Source organism: Pseudoalteromonas sp. EB27 (assembly GCF_001974875.1).
In the GTDB taxonomy this organism is placed as follows: Bacteria; Pseudomonadota; Gammaproteobacteria; order Enterobacterales; family Alteromonadaceae; genus Pseudoalteromonas.
In genome coordinates, this window is the sequence record NZ_MTQD01000001.1 from 157,999 (window position 1) to 178,569 (window position 20,571).

Consider the following 20,571-nt stretch of genomic DNA (forward strand, 5'->3'; position numbering starts at 1 on the left):
ATCTTTTATTATACTGAAAATGGATATTGAATCGCTTCATGGCATTGATAGCCTGTTACTTCAAAGTCGTCTCGTGTTACCCACGTTTCTATGTCTTCTAATGATTTAATTTTTGGATTAATTTTTAACTGAGGTGACGCAAATGGCTCACGCGTTAACTGCACATCTCGCATCAGTTCAAGTTGGTTTTCGTAAATATGTGCATTAGCAATTTTATGGTACGCCTTACCCGCTTTGTGGCCGGTAATTTGAGCCACTAACGCAAGCAATACAAAACATTGAATTTGATTGAAATTAAGGCCAAGAGGTACATCACAGCTTCGCTGGTATGACGTTAAATATAGCGTATCGCCAAGTAGTGAAAAAGTGTGTGTGTGCATACACGGGCGCAGGCAACCAAGTTCAAACTCACCTGGATTATAAAACGTGATTATTTCACCACGGTCATCAATGCCATTTTTTAAGTTATTAATAACTTTGGAAAGCTGATCAAGCGTTGAGCCATCTGGTCGTTGCCAACCACGGCCTTGTACGCCATAAACACGTCCCATGTCATCCTCACCTTTACGGTTAGGATTATTAAGCCATGCGTTGTTATCGTTCGCGTTGGCATCCCATGTTTTACAGCCAATTTCTCGAAACTGCTCAGCGCTGTCGTAACCGCGTAAATAACCTAGCAATTCGGCGATAGCTGCTTTGTAGTAACTTTTACGCGTCGTGATCATCGGAAACTTATTATTAGCCACATCGTATTCTAAATCGGCATTAATAACGGTTAAACAACGTGTACCTGTACGTTTGTTTTCGACCCACTGACCTTCGTCAACAATACGCTGACATAATTTTAAATATTGTTTCATGCTTTTCTTATTATGCCTTAGCTGGTGTAACGTGTTGTGGTTGCTTATATGCCCAAATTAATAAGCCTAAACCACCCACTATCATTGGAAGTGAAAGTATTTGTCCCATTGAAATAAAGTCGGCAAATAAACCGAGTTGTGCATCGGGTTGGCGGAAATATTCAATACAGAATCTAAACACGCCGTAACCTAATAAAAATACACCGGCTACACTCCCTGCTGGACGTGGTTTTTTAATAAACCATTGCAGGATTAAAAACAGCACTAAGCCTTCAAAAAATGCTTCGTATAATTGCGATGGGTGACGCGCAAGCGGACCGCCCGTTGGAAATACCATTGCCCATGGCACATCGGTAACTCGGCCCCATAATTCACCGTTTATAAAGTTACCAATACGCCCGGCTAAAAGTCCTACAGGAACGAGTGGTGCAACAAAGTCGCCCACTTGAAGCAGTGACTTTTTACGCGTCCACGAAAAAATTGCGACGGCGGTTATAACGCCAAGTGTGCCACCATGGAACGACATACCGCCCTGATCTATTCTAAATAAATACAGTGGGTTTTCTATAAAATAACTAAACTGGTAAAACAATACGTAGCCAATACGCCCGCCTAGTATTACCCCTAACATGCCGTAAAACAGTAAATCGCTTACTTGGTCTTTAGTCCAACCCGAATTTGGCTTTGACGCTTGACGATTAGCAAACCACATCGCAAATGCAAAACCTATTAAGTACATTAAGCCATACCAACGTACGCTTAGCGGTCCAACAGAAAAAATAATTGGATCAATTTGAGGAAACTCAAGTGCCATAAAAAATAAACCTTTAGCTAAAAACCATTTTAATTGCGATAACTACAAGCAGCACCGCGAAAACTTTCTTAATTGTATTAACAGGTAAATAGTGAGTTGCTTTGGCGCCAATAGGCGCAACAAACCACGAGGTAATAACAATCCCAAATAAAGCAGGTAAGTAAACAAACCCGGCAAAACCATGCTCTAAATCGGTAACATGCCAGCCTGCGCTGATGTAACCAATAGAGCCAAATAATGCAATAACAATTCCGCACGCTGCCGCACAGCCAATTGCTTTTTTTATATCAACCGAAAAATAATTAAGCATAGGTACTATTAAAGCTCCGCCGCCAATCCCTATTAAACCTGATAATCCGCCCATTATTGCAGAAACGCCCCCTAAAATAGGACCTGCCGGCAACGGTTTTTCTGACATCTGTTTATTACGCGCGGAGAGCACCATTCTGGCTGCAATAAATACAACGCTTATAGCAAACACTGTACGTAATATTTGTTCAGGGATTAAACTTGCTGCAAAGCCACTAACAAGTGCGCCTAAAGCCACACCCGACATAACCCATGGTGCAATTGCCCAAGGCACGTTATCATTTTTATGATGAGCCAGCGCTGAAGACGTTGAAGTAAATAAAATAGAAGCGAGTGAGGTTGCAATAGCAATTACTAATACATGATCAGCCGACGTTACATTAAATGAGAGTAGCAGAGTGCTTAGTACTGGAACGATAATTAAACCGCCGCCAATGCCTAGTAATCCAGCTAAAAACCCAACAATACAGCCTAGTAGTGCGCAGCTTGCGACTAACAAACCTAAGTCATACATAGTAATCTCAAATACCTTTTTAAGGTTTATATATTAAAGGATTATAAAACTAATAGCATCTGTGTATTGCAATTAATTAGGCGTACGAGCTTATTTTGGGGTGTAAAACAAATCACCTAATTTATGCTCTAGCATAAAGCTTCGCGTTAAACGTAGTACTTGTTTGGCTGTGGATTGCGCTAAACATTCACTTAATAGTTGTTCCATATCACTGACATTTAAACGCCTAAGTACCCACTTTACTTTATTAAGCGATGATAAGTTCATACTAAGGCGTCTGTAACCCATGGCAATAAGCAAAATAGCCCCTTCAGGATCGCCGCCTAGTTCACCACACAAACTAAATGGCAGTTCATATTGCTCACATTCGTGCGCCACTTTATTTAGTACTCTTAGTACACCTGGGTGATAAGGGTTAAAAAGTTCGGCTACACGTGCGTTAGCTCTGTCTACTGCTAATAAATACTGTGTTAAATCGTTACTGCCTACTGAGCAAAAATCGACTTTTTTTGACCACTCAGGAAGCATAAATACACTTGAAGGTACTTCCAGCATTATACCTATGTCGGGTCTTTCTATGGTTTGCTCTGGGTATTTTTCACTTAATTCAAAATAAGCCTGTTCAAATAACGCAAGTGACTCATCAACTTCTTCAGTGCCACTGATCATAGGGAGCATTATTTTTAAATTACCTAAACCAATATTTGCTTTAAGCATCGCTTTTAGTTGATCTAAAAATAACTCGGGATGATCAAGGCTAATACGAATACCACGCCAACCTAAAAATGGATTCTCTTCGGTAATATTAAAGTAATCAAGTACCTTATCGCCCCCAATATCCAATGTACGCATAACCACAGGATTAGGATGATAGCTAGTTAGTACTTCTCGGTACCAGTTTTCTTGCTCTGATTGCGAAGGAAACTGACCCTTTTGCATAAACCAGGCTTCGGTTCGATAAAGCCCCACACCGTCACAAATATGCGCGCTACTTTGCTCAGTATTAAGCTCAAGGCCTGCGTTTAATAATAAGCTAACATGTTCACCGTCAAGCGTAATTGATTCTGAGTCTTGCTCAGCTAAAAAGCGGTTATTTAGTAGGTTATCTTGATGCTGTAACTCTGTGTATTCGTCCATCAGCATTTGTGAAGGCGATATATATAAACGCCCAGCAAATGCATCTAAAATCATCGGTTTGCCATTAAACTGTAGTAGAGGTAAATCTTCTATACCCCAAATGGCAGGGATCCCCATCGCACGCGTTAATATAGAAGCATGGCTATTTGCAGAGCCATTTACGCTTACAACGCCTGTTAAGTGACCTTTTGGCACTTCAGCAAGCATGGCTGGTGTTAAGGTATTAGCAATTAAAATAGTGTTGGGCGGATAATTTTTAACAGCGTGTTCGGTATTTACAAGATGGTGTAATACACGAAGACCAATGTCTTTAACGTCAACAGCACGCTCTTTTATATAAGGGTCTTGCATGGCATTAAATTGAGATATTAAACGCTCTATTACAATTTTTAGGGCGCTTTTAGCACACCAGCCTTCTTGCAATTGCATTTCAACATTATGCCCTAAACTTTTAGCATCAAGCAGTTGTTGATACACATCAAATACCGCAAGAGCTTCGTGCGGAATAGAATCGCTTAGCGTCATAGATAGGGTGTTAAATTCTTTGCGCGTTGCAGCTACGGCCTGAGTAAACAAACGGCGCTGCTCAGTGACGTCACTGTCTTTTAAAAGCTCAATAGATTTAAAATCAAGTTTTGGTAATACAACAAATGCTTGCCCTATACCTATTCCTGGCGCGCTCGATACACCTTTTAAAACAGACGTTTGATGAGATGACTCATCTTGGCGTAGTATTTCTTTAATTTCAGCATGCGCTAACTGTGACGCAAGTTGAGCAGAAAGCGTTATTAAAAACGACTCTTCGTCTTGGCTAAATACACGTGCCATTTTTTGTTGGACAACAATAACGCCCAGTACTTTTTTTTGATGAACAACGGGCACTGATAAAAAAGCGTTGTAGCCTTCTTCATTTACTTCGGGGGAGAGCTTAAAACGAGGATGCGATTTAGCAAATGCAATATTAATGGGTTCTTCGCGTTGCGCTACTAGGCCAACTAAACCTTCGGTAAAACCAATTCTAAACTTACCTACCGCATCGGGGTTTAGCCCTTCGGTTGCCATAAGTACAAAATTGTCTTGGCTGTAATCTGCAAAATAAATGGAGCAGCACTGGGTTTTCATGGCATCTTTAACCATTTGCACAAAGCACACTAATGCACTGTCTAAATTCGCTTGTCGCGATACAGACTCCGCAATAGATCTCAGTGTAGCCAGCATGTCCTGCTCCTTTATTCTATAGAGAAATTACTACCTTTTACTTCGCCAATGATCTTTATGTTGTTCTCTCTTATTAAAAGGCATGGCGAAAGGAGCAAACTCTTTCATTACACGTCGATAAACATCCCGTTTAAACGATACAACCTGTCTTACAGGATACCAATAACTTACCCAGCGCCAATCATCAAATTCAGGATGATGGGTTTTAAGTAAATTTACATCTTCGTCTTTACAGCGCAATTTTAGTAAAAACCATTTTTGTTTTTGCCCAATACACACCGGACTAGAGTCTCGGCGGATTAATCGTTTGGGTAATTTATAGCGTAACCAATGTTTTGAGCTTGCGACTATTTCTACATCTTCTGGTCGCAACCCTACTTCTTCGTGTAATTCACGGTACATAGTTTGTTCTGCAGTTTCACCATCATCAACACCACCTTGGGGAAATTGCCAAGAGTGTTGACCATAACGTCTGGCCCAAAAAACCTGTCCCTGATTATTGCAAATCACAATTCCGACATTGGCACGAAAACCTTCGGCATCGATCACCTTAGTGCCTCATTTGTAAGTCGATTTTTAATGATTGTTCCACATTAGCCGCAATACGGCAAATACTATTATACCCAACCCGATTAGTAAGCTAAGTTTGAGCTTTTAGTACATTGATAAATTACTGGAGAATAGGTAAATATTTGGAAAATAACTTAACAAGGCTATTGCGGTTCTTGTTTTCCTCTAGTTACTCACAGTTTGTGCATAACTTTTGTAAAACACGCTCATTTTGCAAACAAATCCACAATATTAGATCTTAAAACTTGGCTTCTCCACAGATTCTGTGGATAAACATGTTCATATAGTTGTATTTATCCTTACAACTTTTAAATGGCTTAATCAAAACTGAACGTACAAATTTAAAAAAACCTGCAGCGTCAGTAACTTAAAGTAAAGTAGCTTAATTTCAATATGTGCAAAATTAACACAAACAGAGGAAGGGTAAAAAACGTACAACCCTAAAGATATCCACGGCTTAGCCTATTTGCTATCATGGCTATGGTATTTATACAACCGAAATTAAGAATATGCGACCTACAAAACCACACTCAATAAACGACTTAATGCAACGCGTTAACAATATTGCCGGATTAACGCTAGGACAGCTTGCTAATAAGCATAATTTTAAAACTCCAGATGATTTACTGCGCGAAAAAGGTTGGACCGGTCAGTTAATTGAATACGTACTAGGTGCTACTGCGGGCTCAAAACCACTTCCGGATTTTGAAGATTTAGGAATTGAGCTAAAAACACTCCCTATTTCCTATAAAGGCAGGCCACTGGAAACTACGTTTGTATCGGTTACACCTTTAATGAACGTTACTGGAATGACTTGGCATACCAGCTCTGTGCGTAAAAAACTAAATCATGTTTTATGGCTGCCAATTTTAAGCGAACGTGATATTGCCCCGTTTGATAGAACCATCGGCAGCGGCTTTTTGTGGCAACCCACGCCTGAACAAGACGCTTTATTACAGCGCGACTGGGAAGAGCAAATGGAGCTAATTGCGCTAGGTAGAGTCGACGAAATATCAGGCCATTTAGGCGATGCGATGCAAATACGCCCTAAAGCTGCTCATAGTAAAATAGTGACTGATGCTATTGGTCCAAATGGGCAAATAATTAAAACCCTACCCCGTGGCTTTTACTTAAAAACCAGTTTTACAGGTGATATTTTAAAGCAGCAGTTTCAGCTTTGAGCTGTGCAGAAAATATTATGAGTTAAGCAAATCCTTTTTCGCACTTCGTGCGCGTCAGCGTTCTTAACGCCTACAAGGTATTTCACCTTTTTAATAAAATAGTTTGAGGTTTAAATAAAGAGTTTTCGTTTTTGTTGTTCACCCTTTTCGCACTGCGTGCGCGCGTCAGCAAGCTAAACGCCTACAATAAATTTTCATCTCTTTGAGTAGAAATATTTGGCATAAAAAATCCCCGCCTGAGCGAGGATTTTATAATTTTAAATTAAAGAGCAGTAATTACTGACCTTTAACTTCTTTAAGACCGTTGTACGGTGCTTTATCACCTAATTGCTCTTCAATACGAAGCAATTGGTTGTACTTTGCAACACGGTCAGAACGGCTCAATGAACCTGTTTTAATTTGACCTGCAGCAGTACCAACAGCTAAATCAGCAATTGTTGAATCTTCAGTTTCACCAGAGCGGTGAGAAATAACAACAGTAAAACCAGCATCTTTAGCCATTTTGATTGCAGCTAAAGTTTCTGTCAGTGAACCAATTTGGTTAAACTTAATCAAGATTGAGTTAGCAATACCGTTGTCGATACCACGCTTTAAAATCTTAGTATTTGTTACAAATAAATCATCACCTACTAATTGGATCTTATCACCCATTAGTTTAGTTTGATGTGCAAAGCCATCCCAATCAGACTCATCAAGACCATCTTCAATAGAAACGATTGGGTACTGATTAGTAAGATCTTGTAAGAAGAAGTTAAATTCTTCAGAAGTGAATTTTTTGCCTTCACCCTTAAGGTCGTAGATGTTTGCTTCTTTGTCGTAAAACTCAGATGCAGCACAATCCATCGCTAAAGTAATATCTTTACCTAGCTCGTAACCTGCGTTTGCAACAGCTACTTTAATTGCAGCAAGAGCCGCTTCGTTAGATGCAAGGTTAGGTGCAAAACCACCTTCATCGCCAACCGCTGTTGAATGACCATTAGCTTTAAGTACTTTAGCAAGGCTATGGAATACTTCAGCGCCCATACGTAGGCCTTCGCGGAAGTTTTTAGCGCCAACAGGTTGGATCATGAATTCTTGAATATCTACAGAGTTATCTGCATGTTCACCACCATTGATGATATTCATCATTGGAAGTGGCATAGAGTAAACACCTGGCGTGCCGTTTAAGTCAGCGATATGTTCATAAAGCTCAACTTTTTTAGACTGTGCTGCTGCTTTCGCAGTTGCTAGTGATACAGCTAAGATTGCGTTTGCACCTAATTTTTCTTTATTTTCGGTACCGTCTAAATCTAGCATTACTTTATCTACAGCGCTTTGATCTAATGCACTTTGGCCTTTTAAAGCATCAGCAATTTCGTTATTGATATAACCAACTGCTTTTAATACACCTTTACCTAAGTAACGTGATTTATCACCGTCGCGTAACTCTAATGCTTCACGAGTACCAGTAGATGCGCCTGAAGGTGCTGCTGCACGACCCCAAGAACCATCTGCTAAATGTACGTCTGCTTCTACAGTTGGGTTACCACGCGAGTCCATAATTTCGCGACCGATTACTTTTACGATTTCTGACATCTTGATTCCTCTATATTCCCAAAATGGTGAGTTCAGCTAACTTTACTACGTTTTATATAGTTTATACCAATTGCATTTAATTAGTGAGCTATTATAGCGCTAAGAAAATAGCTCAATAACAAGGCTGAAATTATGACATATAGTTGTTCTATATGAGTAATTTTTAACGCAGTGAGTGAGTTATTTAATGCGATACAATGCTCATGTTTTTAATAAAATTGGTATCAGTCAGCCCTTAAAACAAAAAAGCCGTGCAATATGCACGGCTTTTAAAATTACGAATTCGCTTTTTGGTGGATATGCGCGGCTGCTACAAACCCTTCAAATAACGGATGACCATCACGTGGAGTTGACGTGAATTCCGGGTGGAATTGCGCGGCAATAAACCATGGGTGATCTTTATTTTCGATAATTTCTACCAGTTTTTTATCTTCTGATAAACCAGTAAAGCTTAAGCCTGCTTTTTCAAGTATTTCTACAAAGTTATTATTTACTTCGTAACGATGACGATGACGTTCAACAATTTCGTCGCTGCCATATACTTCATGAACTTTAGAGCCTGGCATTAAATGACATTTTTGTGCGCCTAAACGCATAGTGCCGCCTAAATCAGATTTTTCGCTACGTGTTTCAACATTACCTTCAGCATCTAGCCATTCAGTAATTAAACCAACTACTGGCGCTTCTGATTTTGCATTAAACTCTGTAGAGTTTGCATCCGTTAAACCTGCAACATTACGTGCGTATTCAATTAATGCTACTTGCATGCCTAAACAAATACCTAGGTATGGTACTTTATTTTCGCGTGCGTATTTAGCCGCTAAGATTTTACCCTCAACACCACGTCCGCCAAATCCACCAGGTACTAGAATAGCATCTAAGTGTGAAAGTAATTCAACACCTTTGCTTTCTAAGTCTTGTGAATCTACATATTCAATATTAATTGTTAAACGGTTTTTAAGGCCCGCATGCTTTAATGCTTCGTTAACCGATTTGTACGCATCTGGTAATTCAATATACTTACCAACCATACCAATGGTCACTTCACCCGTTGGGTTAGACTCTTGATAAAGTACTTGTTCCCACTCAGCTAAATCAGCTTCTGGTGGATCTAAGTGAAAACGACGACATACGAAGTTATCTAATTCTTGTGTTTTTAATAACGCAGGAATTTTATAAATGCTGTCTACGTCAGGTAGTGAAATAACCGCTTTTTCTTCTACGTTTGTGAATAATGAGATTTTTGCACGCTCATTATTAGGTAGTTTACGGTCTGAACGACAAATAAGAATATCTGGTTGAATACCTACTGAGCGTAACTCTTTAACAGAGTGCTGTGTTGGTTTCGTTTTAACTTCACCGGCAGGGCCTAAAAATGGCACTAGCGTTAAGTGAATAAATAGCGCGCGTTCGCGGCCAATTTCAGTTCCCATCTGACGAATTGCTTCAATAAACGGTTGTGATTCTATATCACCTACAGTGCCGCCAATTTCTACAATAGCAATATCATAACCTTCAGCACCGTCGTATACACGTTGCTTAATATCGTTAGTGATATGTGGAATAACCTGAATAGTAGCACCTAGGTATTCACCACGGCGCTCACGACGTAATACGTCTTCATATACACGGCCTTGTGTGAAGTTATTACGACTAGTCATTTTGGTACGAATAAAACGCTCGTAGTGACCTAAATCAAGGTCAGTTTCTGCGCCGTCTTCTGTAACGTAAACTTCACCGTGTTGAATTGGGCTCATTGTGCCTGGGTCAACGTTGATGTAAGGATCCAGCTTTAAAATGGTAACATTTAAACCACGGGCTTCTAAAATAGCGGCCAGTGAAGCTGCGGCAATACCTTTACCCAACGAAGAAACAACTCCGCCAGTAACGAAGATAAATTTTGTACTCATGCGAACCCTAGAATATCAGGAATTAAAAGGAATATAACACCCAAAGAAGAGCCTAAGGGTATATCATCAAGACGGGGCGAAATTGTACCAAAACACTGCTTATCAATCCAGCTAAAATTAGCTAATACGCGCACAAAAAATGTGCACTATTTAACATTAAGTCTATTTTACTTTTTTAATCGCATCCCACGCACTATCCATCTCTTCAAAGGTGGCTGTATCTAAGCTTTTGCCTTGCGCGTGCAAATAAGCGTTTACCTTTTCAAAACGCGCTGAAAACTTATCATTAGCGCTACGAAGCAGTTGCTCAGGATCCCGTTTAACATGGCGTACAACATTAACAGTGGCAAAAAGTAAGTCGCCGAGTTCTTCCGCTGTATGATCAGATAACGGGTCTTGTTCAATCGCTTCTTTTACTTCAAGCACTTCTTCGCTCACTTTATCAAGTGCACCATGATACGTTGGCCAGTCAAAACCAAGTGCGGCAACGCGTTGTTGAATTTTTTTAGCTTTACTTAAACTTGGCATATTTGCAGGAATATCTTGCCAAAAAGAAGGTGATTCTGTTTGCGCTCTAGCACTGCGTTCTTGTGTTTTGATTGTTTGCCACTGCTGCGATAGCTGCTCGTCTGTTAGCTCTTTTTTGTCACCAAATACATGCGGGTGACGACGGGTAAGCTTATCGTTTAATTGCTCCACTAGATCATTAAAATCAAATAGATTTTGCTCTTGTGCAAGCTGCGCATAAAAAACAATTTGAAATAACAAATCACCCAATTCGCCTTTAAGCTCACCTAAGTTGCCTGACTCAATACAGTCAGCAACTTCGTACGCTTCTTCTAGTGTGTGCGGCACAATAGATTTAAAATCTTGTTTGAGATCCCACGGGCAACCGCCCTTGGGATCTCGCAGTGTTTTCATTATGCTAAGAAGCTGTGTAAGCGCTGTATTATCATTCATGATTAATGACCACGCTTGGCATCGTGTACACCTTCAATTTGGTGTAACTTAGAAAGAACACGGTTAGTACCCGATAAGTCATGTACTTCTATTTGCATCGTAAATATAGCTAACTGATTATCCTCAACCGTATTTACGTTCATGTTTAAAACATTTACTTTTTCATTAGCAAGTACTGAGCTTATGTCGCGTATTAGCCCTGAACGATCGGTGGCTTCTATTTTAATACTTAGTGCGTACGAGCCGTTGATATCATCAGACCAACTTACTGAAATAACACGTTCTGGATGCTGATTTTTTAAGTTATTAAACGAATCACAGTCTTCCTTATGAACACCTATTCCTCGACCTTGCGTTATATAACCTATTATTTCATCGCCAGGTACAGGACGACAGCATTTGGCTACATGGCTCATTAAGCTACCAACGCCATCAACCACTATGCCGTTTTTGTCACCAGTTACTTTGCTAGGTGCTTTAATACGAATAACCGGCTCATCTTCTGTCCGATCACTTACAAAGTTAAGCATTTGATTGAGGCGTACATCGCCCGCACCAATCGCAACCATTAAGTCATCAAGTTCTTTAAAGTTAAAACGCTTGATGGCTGGCTCTAAATCTTTGTATGTTAAATTAAGCTTTTGTAGTTCACTGTCGAGAATTTCTTTACCCGCACTTAAGTTTTTGTCGCGGTCGAGCTGTTTAAACCAGTGATGAATCTTGGCTCTAGCGCGAGATGACTTGATGTATCCTAATGACGGATTTAACCAATCACGACTTGGATTTGGTTGTTTTTGGGTCAGTATTTCTACCTGATCCCCAGTTGTAAGTTGATGCGTAAACGGCACTATTTTGCCGAATATTTTTGCACCAATACAGCGATGCCCTACATTTGAGTGAATGTAGTAAGCAAAATCGAGCGGTGTAGCGCCAAGTGGTAAATCGATAATATCGCCGCTTGGGGTAAATATGTATACGCGGTCTTCTACTACTTGGTTTTTAAGCTCTTCTGCTAAATCGCCACCATCAACTACTTCTTCTTGCCATTGGAGTAACTTACGCAACCAGCTGATTTTTTGCTCATAACCCGAGCCGCGCCCTGGTAATGCACCTTCTTTGTACATCCAATGTGCAGCCACACCCAACTCAGCATCTTGATGCATATCGCTAGTACGAATTTGTATTTCTACTGTTTTACCTTCAGGCCCAAATACCACGGTATGAATTGACTGATAGCCGTTTTGCTTTGGAGTTGCTACATAGTCGTCAAACTCTTTATTTAGATGACGCCAATTGGTGTGCACAATACCCAGCGCTCCATAACAATCTTGTAGGCGTTCAACAACAATACGCATTGCACGAATATCAAAAAGCTGATCAAACTCGTAGTTTTTTTGCTGCATTTTTTTATAAATGCTGTAAATGTGCTTGGGGCGGCCATAAACTTGGGCCTCTATGCCCGCTTCACTTAAACGGCTTTTTACTTGCTCAACCATATCTTCCATATAGGCTTCGCGCGTAAGGCGTTTGTCGTCAAGTTGTTTGGCTATACTTTTATAGGTGCCTGGGTGCAAATATCTAAACGATAAATCTTCCAGTTCCCATTTTAATTGCCCTATTCCTAATCTGTTTGCCAATGGTGCAAAAATATCAGCCGTTTCTTTAGCGGCAATGACGCGGTCTTCTTCATCCGCATTTTTTACATCACGTAAATGACATACCTGCTCGGCAAGCTTAATGACCACGGCGCGCACATCTTCAACCATGGTTAATAACATTTTTCGAATATTATCAACTTGCATAGTTCCTTTACCTTGATGAGATAAAGTACTAATAGTGGCCATTTGTGCAACCCCAGTTAACAGCATGGCTATATTACTACCAAGCTGCTCTTCTATGGTTTCAAGTGATATTAAATCGTTTAAAAAATACGGGGTTAAATACGCAGTAGCTAACGATTCGGGATCGAGATTTAGCTCAGCTAAAATTTCAACCATTTCGATTGCAGTAGTTTGCCTGCTTTCATTATCACATTTTACGCATAGCGCTTGCGCTTTAGTAAGTAGCTCTGTTTTTTCTTCAGACAAAGCAAGAAATGAAAGCCGAGTGCTAAAATCTGTTGTCTCATCTTGTTGATGTGATTGTCGTGTAGCTACCATAATGCGTTCTACCTCCGTTGAAATAACGCCATAGTTTCAATATGCCCTGTATGAGGGAACATATTCATTAGCCCAATTTTATTAAGTTCAAAGCCAGCTTGTGAAATAATTGCGCTGTCACGGGCTAAAGTAACAGGGTCACAAGAGACATATAAAATAGTTTTAAACTGCTTTAAAGATAATTGCTCTAATACAGCTATTGCACCAGTCCTAGAAGGATCGAGTACAAGCACATCTAAGTTTTTACTAAACCATGGGGCGCTCTGTATGCTTTGCGTTAAATCAAAGCAATGAAACTGCGCATTGGTAATAGAGTTAGTTTGCGCATTTTGAGCAGCCATTGCAACCGCTGAAGTCACACCTTCTACGCCAATTACAGATTTTGCTTGTTTTGCCAACACTAATGAAAAATTACCAATGCCACAAAATAAATCCAATAAATTTTCATCACCTTTTAAATCAAGCCAATTTGCGGCTTGCTTTAACATAGCTTCGTTAACTTGCGCATTTACCTGGATAAAATTACCTAAACCAAATTCAAATTTTAGATCAAACTCTTTAAGATAATAAAACGGCATGGCTAAGTGTGAATGCTCAATTACATCGCTCTCGCTTTGCCATACAACTTCAAACTGTTGGCTTTTTGTTATGTGCTCAACCAAAGCCTTTGTATCATCGTTAATTGCTTTAGTGTGACGAATAACAACAAAGTTTTTATCATCGCTTTGGCATAACTGTAAATGGCTTATACTGTGTAGCGCTTTGTGTTGATTAATTAAACCGTCAAAAAGTGTAAAAACATCCGCAAATACTTCATCAAGTACTGCACATTTATTAATACTCACAATATTTTTTGAACCACTGGCTCTATAACCCACACGCATTTTTTTAGCTGCTTTATCAAACATAACGGCTATGCGGGCGCTGCGCCTGTAATGCACAGACTTACTTAATAATGGAGCTTGCCAGTTTAAGCTGTTTAATTTAGCAAACTTACTAAATAACTGAGTAACTGCAGTTTGTTTTTCTACAACTTGTTGGCTTATTTCTAAATGCTGTAATTGGCAACCACCACACTGATTATAGTGCTCACAAAAAGCGTCTACTCTTGATTCACTCGCTTTAATAACTTTAATTACTTTTGCACTGCTGTATTTAGCTTTATCTTCAACGAGCGTCGCTTTAACTGTTTCATTTGGTAATGCACCGCTTACAAAACATACTTTATTATTATGCTTCGCAATACCACGCCCTTGATGATCCATTCCCGTTATATTTAATTCTAATGTTTGTTGCTTAAGCGGTTTTTTTTTCGCTTTAAAAATTTGCGCCATTAGGCATTACCTTCAGTTTATTTATGAAGCACCTATATTTAGATGCTTTAGAATGCGTGTTGAACCGTATATACTCAAATCATACTAATAACGATAAAACGCTCCCATTATGACCAAATTAGGCTTACGCGATTCTGTTTTAACACTGACCCTGATCCCAACGGTGATCATAGGATTACTACTTGGTGGCTATTTTACAATAAATCGTTACATTGAGCTTGATGAAATTTTATATCAGCAAGGTACTACTATTTCTGAGCCCCTTGCTATTGCGCTTGAGCAGCCCATGCTCGAAAAAAACAAACAGCTATTGAATCGCCTTATAAGCTACACGCATAACAAGCACTCCCCTACAATTAAGTCGATTGCTATTTTTGATAAAAATAATGCGCTATTAATGACCAGTAATTATCACCGCTCATTTGAAAAGTTAATTAATCAAAAAACGCTCATAAATTTAAAAACGACCCGTGTGCAAAAGTCAGATGAGCTTGTTACATTCTTCACGCCCATTATTAACCATACAAGTCACGACTCTAAATGGGATCCATCGGCTTTTCAGTCATCTCTGGGCACCGTTATTATACAGCTAAACAAAGACCAAGCAGTTATAGGGCAGCAACGTGCTTTATTAATTAGCGGTATTGTAATTATTTTATCATTGGTATTTGCAGCAATTTTAGCTTTAAGGTTAAGCCGCATGTTTATGACGCCGCTTAATAAGTTAGTACTTGCAACCGACAAGTTAGTCGAAGGTAAAAGAAGTACTGGCCTTAACGACAACATGATAGGTGAATTTGAGCTATTGCGAGAAGGCTTAAACACCATTGCTCACACTATGGTGATGCAAAAAGATGAAATGCAAAAAAATATTGATCAAGCAACTAGCGACTACCGCGAAACACTAGAGCAATACGAAACTTCAAATATAGAGCTCTCGTTTGCAAAAAAAGAAGCTCAAGATGCTAACCGCGTAAAATCAGACTTTTTAGCTAAAATGAGCCACGAACTTCGTACTCCGTTAAATGGTGTTATTGGATTTACACGCCAGCTTTATAAAACACCACTAAACAAGCATCAAAAAGATTATCTCGACACTATTATGCTATCAGCAAATAGTTTAATGACTATTATTAGCGACATTCTAGACTTCTCCAAACTAGAAGCGGGTGCAATGGAACTTGAGTCGATTCAGTTTCAACTTCGTGATGCAGTAAATGAAGTGATGACGCTACTAGCTCCTAGCGCACACGATAAGCAATTAGAGCTATCCATTTACATTAACCAACAAGTACCGGATGACTTAACGGGCGATCCCACTCGCTTTAAACAAGTGCTGATAAACCTATTAAGTAATGCGATTAAATTTACTGAAAAAGGCTCTATTAAGGTCGATATAAGCCATCGGTTACTCGACGACGAACGCACTTCTTTACTTGTGTCAGTAACAGATACTGGCGTGGGTATACCTATGGATAAGCAAGACTCTTTATTTACTCCATTTGGGCAAGCAGACTCAAGCATTACACGTAAGTTTGGTGGTACAGGTCTTGGTCTTATTATTACCAAACATATTGTTGAAGCGATGAGTGGCCGCATAACACTAAATTCTGCGCCAGGTAACGGTACCTGTTTTACATTTAATAGTGTGTTTAGTTTGCCAAATCATGTATTTACTAACGACTTACCGACTAAATCGCTCATTGGTAAACGTATTTTGTATTTAGAGCCACACGAGCATACACATCACGCTGTACTTTCGTTATTAACTCAGTGGGAATCAAGCGTGACGGCATGTTTTAACGAGACTAGCTTTTTAGACGCTATAAAAAATACTGAACATAAATATGATGTTTGCTTAATTGGCCACATGGCATCAGTTGATGATATGCAGCAACTAAAAAGCTATGTAAAAGCCGTGCGTGAATCTACTGATTACTTATATTTAATGCTTAATACTGTATCGCACAATATGCGAGAAGCCTTTATAGGTAGCGGTGCTGATGCGTGTTTAAGTAAACCACTTAATCACCGTAAGTTATGTGAAGTACTTGCCGCACCTTACAGGCTTGACCACCCTACTCATAATATTGAACAAAACGATCAAGCTTTGCTGCCGTTAAAGGTATTGGTTGTTGATGATAACGATGCCAACTTAAAACTTCTCCATACTTTATTAAGTGAACAAATTGAAGTAATAGAAACGGCTCATAATGGTTCACAAGCATACAGCTTAAGTAAAAGTCATAAATACGACATAATTTTTATGGATATACAAATGCCAATTATGGACGGTATAACCGCATGCAAGCTTATTCGCGAATCATCACTTAATGAAGATACACCAATTATAGCTGTAACGGCACATGCCCTTCAAAGCGAAAAAGAGCAACTACTAAAAGATGGCTTTAAAGGCTATTTAACTAAGCCGATTGATGAAGATATGCTTAAACAAATTATTAGCGACCATAGTCCACAGACCCCGGTTAATCGTGATAAAGCAAAAACAGATACACCGCAAAGCCCTGCACCATTTCAAAGTAGTCGAATTGATTGGGCACAAGCCCTGCAGCGTGCTGGCGGAAAGAACGAGTTAGCGCTAGAGATGCTTAATATGCTACTTCTAAGCGTCCCTGAAACTCTTACATTGCTTGCTAAAGCGATAGAGGGTAACGATTGTCAGCAAGTCTTAAGTATTGTCCACAAGTTTCATGGCGCATGTTGCTACACTGGTGTACCAAAACTTAAATCACTCGCAGAAACAATTGAAACATCACTTAAAAATAAATGCTTGTTAGAGAATATTGAACCTGAATTATTTGAGTTACAGGACGAGCTTGAAAACCTACTTGCAGATGCAAGTGTGACCGAACTACAAAGGTAAGGTTTTATTTTAGATACAAAAAAACGCGGTATTTACCGCGTTTTTAATTAAGCTATTTAAATACTTATCTAAGTTCGTATTACATTCTTGCTTCAATCATTAAGCGTTTCATGTCGCGTACGGCTTTATCGAGTCCATCTATTGCTGCACGAGCAATAATAGCGTGGCCAATATTTAGCTCGTAAATCTCAGACATTGCGGCAATGGGTTTAACGTTATGATAATGAAGGCCATGGCCAGCGTTAACAATCAAGCCTAAGCTTGCTGCGTATTTAACACCTTCACGAATATGCTCTAACTCTTTGTGTAAATCAGTATCATTTGTTGCATCAGCGTACGCGCCTGTGTGTATTTCTACATAAGGAGCACCACATTCTTTAGCTGCATCTAATTGGGCTTTATCTGCATCAATAAATAGCGATACTTTAATACCTGCATCGGTAAGCGTTTTTGTTGCGGCTTTAATTTTATCTATATTACCCGCTACATCTAAGCCGCCCTCGGTGGTTAACTCTTCGCGCTTTTCAGGTACTAAACACACGTACTCAGGTTTTACTTCAAGTGCTATTTTTATCATTTCATCGGTAACAGCGGTTTCAAGATTCATGCGAGTTTGGATAGTTTTAGCCATCACATAAACGTCGCGATCTTGAATATGGCGTCTGTCTTCACGTAAGTGAATCGTAATACCGTCTGCGCCTGCATGCTCTGCTACACTGGCTGCATGGGCTGGATCTGGGTAACTTGTTCCACGCGCTTGGCGAAGTGTTGCAATATGATCTACGTTTACACCCAAAAGAATATCTTTCATTTTCTTACCTGTAAAATTACGTTTATTGAGAGGCCATAAATAGCTCACGGCTTTTTAATGGTTTACTACCTAATAAGGGTTTTAATAAATAGCGGCTTAATTGCTTTGCCATATATAGCACATCACTTTGGCTAAAGTCATGATTTGCTATGGCGTTGAGTTGTTTGCCACTAAATCCAGAACGCGTATCTTCTTGTACTAAAAAACCAAGTTCGGGGAAATAACTATACGTCTGCTTTTCATCAATTGGTTCACCATTGGCATCAAAACTAAAATCCACACCATAACCGAGTAATTCCAATAATTGAAATTCGTACGAGCGAAGTACTTCTTGTAAATTAGCTCCGCTGTTTAGGTTTCCTAGGTGGGATTTATATAGCTCAAATACTTGTTCAATTGGCTCATTAACAGGAACGATGCGGTTAGTCAGCTCATTTAAATAAAAACCACAATAAAGCTCATCACCTTTTAAAAAGTGCGAATTACCATGCAGTTCAAACTTATTGATGTATTTTAAATCGTACTTGCCACTGTAATTAACAAGGAGTGCCTGAAACGGCTGAAGTTGTGCTTTATGCTTAGTGGCCTGGCGACCACTAATTCGGGCCAGCATTCTTAACTGACCAACGCCTTCTACAAGCATATCTAACATTACTTGGGAGTCACTATAAGGACGCCGATGTAATAAATACGCGGTGTAGAAGTCGCTATCCATTCACTAAGCTACTGCTTGGTTTAGTCTTCACTGTAACCTAAGCTTCTTAGTGCACGTTCATCATCAGCCCAACCCGACTTAACTTTAACCCAAAGTTCTAAAAACACTTTGTTATCAAGCATTTCTTCTATGTCTTTACGGGCTTCACGGCCAATGGTTTTTAGCTTTTCGCCTTTATTACCAATAACCATGCGTTTTTGTGTTTCGCGCTCAACAAGAATTAACCCATTTATGTGCCAAATACCGTTGTCTTGCCATTTAAACTGCTCAATTTCAACAGTCACAGAATACGGTAGTTCTTCACCCATAAAACGCATTAGCTTTTCACGGATGACTTCAGCTGCCATAAAGCGCATCGAACGGTCAGTTACGTAATCTTCAGGGAAGTAAAATTCGCAAGGAGGTAAGCGCTTAGTTACTTCTTCTTTAATTAAATCAACGTTTTTACCTTGCGTTGCCGATACTGGCATAATTCCAACAAAATCAAACTTGTCACTTAACCACTTCATATGAGGCAATACAAGATCACGGTCTTTAACTTGGTCAATTTTATTAATAACTAATAATACCGGCTTACCACTTTGCGATACTTTATTAAGTACCATATCGTCATCAGCATTCCAATGAGTGCCTTCAACAACAAAAATAATAAGCTCCACATCGCCAATAGAACTAGACGCTGCTCGGTTCATTAGACGGTTAATAGCACGCTTTTCTTCAACGTGTAGACCCGGTGTATCTATGTATACCGCTTGGTGTTTATCTACAGTATGAATACCCATAATACGGTGACGTGTAGTTTGTGGTTTACGTGAGGTAATACTCACTTTTTGCTCAATGATTTCATTAAGCAAAGTCGATTTACCTACGTTTGGTCGACCGACAATCGCAACCATTCCACAAAATGTATCTACATCACGTTCATGAGGTTGTATTAAGGTATCAAGGTTCATTTTTAAGTATCTTCAATGCTTTTTCGGCAGCTTTTTGTTCGGCCTTACGGCGCGAGCTACCAACAGAAATTATGCTATCCATTCCATCAACAATACATTCGACCGTGAATGTTTGATTGTGTGCTTGGCCTTTAGTATCAACAACCGTGTAGCCCGGTAACGATAATTTACGAGCTTGCAAATACTCTTGCAGCAGGGTTTTAGGATCTTTCTGGTTAAGCCCTGGTGAAATAGCATCCAAACGTGATTGGTACCACGCCAATATAAGATCGCCACAACTGTCGATACCTGAATCTAAAAATGCAGCGCCTATAATAGCTTCTACTGCATCAGCAAGCGTTGACTCGCGACGGAATCCGCCACTTTTAAGCTCACCCGGCCCTAGGCGTAAATAATCGCCTAGACCAAATTCAAGACCAAACTCGGCAAGTGTTTGACCACGCACAAGTGTTGAACGCATGCGGCTTAAATCGCCTTCACGCGCTTTAGGAAATTTGGCATAAAGTGCATTGGCAATCACAAAGCTTAAAATTGAGTCGCCTAAAAATTCTAGTCGCTCATTATGTTGGCCTTTGTGGCTGCGGTGCGTCATTGCTTGCTCAAGTAAACCTTGATCAGCGAATTCATAGCCAATTTTTTTATATAATTCTGTTACATTTTTTTTCAT

16 protein-coding genes are annotated in these 20,571 nt (G+C 39.6%); 2 read left to right on the forward strand and 14 right to left on the reverse strand.

From position 1 onward, the window contains the following. Window positions 1–8 precede the first annotated feature (8 nt). The 5 genes from BW142_RS00660 to rppH form a co-directional block, all read right to left on the reverse strand. Entirely contained in the window at window positions 9–860 is an 852-nt protein-coding gene (locus BW142_RS00660) for a thymidylate synthase (protein WP_076923555.1), read from the reverse strand. Between the two features lie 10 nt (window positions 861–870). Continuing rightward, a complete protein-coding gene (lgt, locus tag BW142_RS00665) occupies window positions 871–1,674 on the reverse strand; it encodes a prolipoprotein diacylglyceryl transferase (RefSeq protein WP_024598743.1) in 804 nt (267 codons plus the stop codon). Window positions 1,675–1,687: 13 nt separating this feature from the next. After that, window positions 1,688–2,497 carry a sulfite exporter TauE/SafE family protein gene (locus tag BW142_RS00670; RefSeq protein ID WP_024598744.1) on the reverse strand — a complete coding sequence of 270 codons (810 nt, stop codon included), beginning with the start codon at window positions 2,495–2,497 and terminating at the stop codon, window positions 1,688–1,690. 90 nt (window positions 2,498–2,587) lie between these two features. Continuing rightward, window positions 2,588–4,852, reverse strand: coding sequence for a phosphoenolpyruvate--protein phosphotransferase (ptsP, locus tag BW142_RS00675; RefSeq protein ID WP_076923556.1), 2,265 nt, complete (start codon window positions 4,850–4,852; stop codon window positions 2,588–2,590). Window positions 4,853–4,882: 30 nt separating this feature from the next. Further along, window positions 4,883–5,401 carry an RNA pyrophosphohydrolase gene (gene rppH, locus BW142_RS00680; protein WP_002958704.1) on the reverse strand — a complete coding sequence of 173 codons (519 nt, stop codon included), beginning with the start codon at window positions 5,399–5,401 and terminating at the stop codon, window positions 4,883–4,885. 530 nt (window positions 5,402–5,931) lie between these two features. Between rppH and mutH the strand changes: the two genes are divergently transcribed. Further along, complete coding sequence (mutH, locus tag BW142_RS00685) at window positions 5,932–6,603, forward strand: DNA mismatch repair endonuclease MutH (RefSeq protein WP_076923557.1); 672 nt, start codon at window positions 5,932–5,934, stop codon at window positions 6,601–6,603. Window positions 6,604–6,879: 276 nt separating this feature from the next. Here the strand turns inward: mutH and eno are convergent, their stop codons facing one another. From eno to rlmD, 5 genes are all read right to left on the reverse strand, one after another. Next, window positions 6,880–8,178, reverse strand: a complete 1,299-nt coding sequence (gene eno / locus BW142_RS00690) for a phosphopyruvate hydratase (protein WP_076923558.1) — start codon at window positions 8,176–8,178, stop codon at window positions 6,880–6,882. Between the two features lie 275 nt (window positions 8,179–8,453). Next, window positions 8,454–10,088 carry a CTP synthase gene (locus BW142_RS00695; RefSeq protein ID WP_076923559.1) on the reverse strand — a complete coding sequence of 545 codons (1,635 nt, stop codon included), beginning with the start codon at window positions 10,086–10,088 and terminating at the stop codon, window positions 8,454–8,456. A gap of 162 nt (window positions 10,089–10,250) precedes the next feature. Further along, window positions 10,251–11,048 carry a nucleoside triphosphate pyrophosphohydrolase gene (gene mazG / locus BW142_RS00700; protein WP_076923560.1) on the reverse strand — a complete coding sequence of 266 codons (798 nt, stop codon included), beginning with the start codon at window positions 11,046–11,048 and terminating at the stop codon, window positions 10,251–10,253. Window positions 11,049–11,050: 2 nt separating this feature from the next. Then, window positions 11,051–13,207 (reverse strand): GTP diphosphokinase, encoded by a 2,157-nt coding sequence (relA, locus tag BW142_RS00705; protein WP_076923561.1) that lies wholly within the window; start codon window positions 13,205–13,207, stop codon window positions 11,051–11,053. An 8-nt stretch (window positions 13,208–13,215) separates the two neighbouring features. Beyond that, on the reverse strand, window positions 13,216–14,541 hold the full coding sequence (rlmD, locus tag BW142_RS00710) for a 23S rRNA (uracil(1939)-C(5))-methyltransferase RlmD (RefSeq protein WP_076923562.1): 1,326 nt from the start codon (window positions 14,539–14,541) through the stop codon (window positions 13,216–13,218). 109 nt (window positions 14,542–14,650) lie between these two features. Between rlmD and barA the strand changes: the two genes are divergently transcribed. Further along, a complete protein-coding gene (gene barA / locus BW142_RS00715) occupies window positions 14,651–17,425 on the forward strand; it encodes a two-component sensor histidine kinase BarA (protein WP_076923563.1) in 2,775 nt (924 codons plus the stop codon). Between the two features lie 79 nt (window positions 17,426–17,504). Here the strand turns inward: barA and pdxJ are convergent, their stop codons facing one another. Genes pdxJ through rnc form a run of 4 tightly spaced genes read right to left on the reverse strand, consistent with a single transcriptional unit; the run spans window position 17,505 to window position 20,571 of the window. Continuing rightward, a complete protein-coding gene (gene pdxJ, locus BW142_RS00720) occupies window positions 17,505–18,236 on the reverse strand; it encodes a pyridoxine 5'-phosphate synthase (RefSeq protein WP_076923564.1) in 732 nt (243 codons plus the stop codon). A 22-nt stretch (window positions 18,237–18,258) separates the two neighbouring features. Beyond that, window positions 18,259–18,951 carry a DNA repair protein RecO gene (recO, locus tag BW142_RS00725; RefSeq protein WP_024598750.1) on the reverse strand — a complete coding sequence of 231 codons (693 nt, stop codon included), beginning with the start codon at window positions 18,949–18,951 and terminating at the stop codon, window positions 18,259–18,261. 20 nt (window positions 18,952–18,971) lie between these two features. Beyond that, window positions 18,972–19,904 carry a GTPase Era gene (gene era / locus BW142_RS00730; protein WP_024598751.1) on the reverse strand — a complete coding sequence of 311 codons (933 nt, stop codon included), beginning with the start codon at window positions 19,902–19,904 and terminating at the stop codon, window positions 18,972–18,974. Then, window positions 19,894–20,571: a ribonuclease III gene (gene rnc / locus BW142_RS00735; RefSeq protein WP_024598752.1), complete on the reverse strand. Its 678-nt coding sequence runs from the start codon at window positions 20,569–20,571 to the stop codon at window positions 19,894–19,896. The genes era and rnc overlap by 11 nt, the downstream gene beginning before the upstream one ends.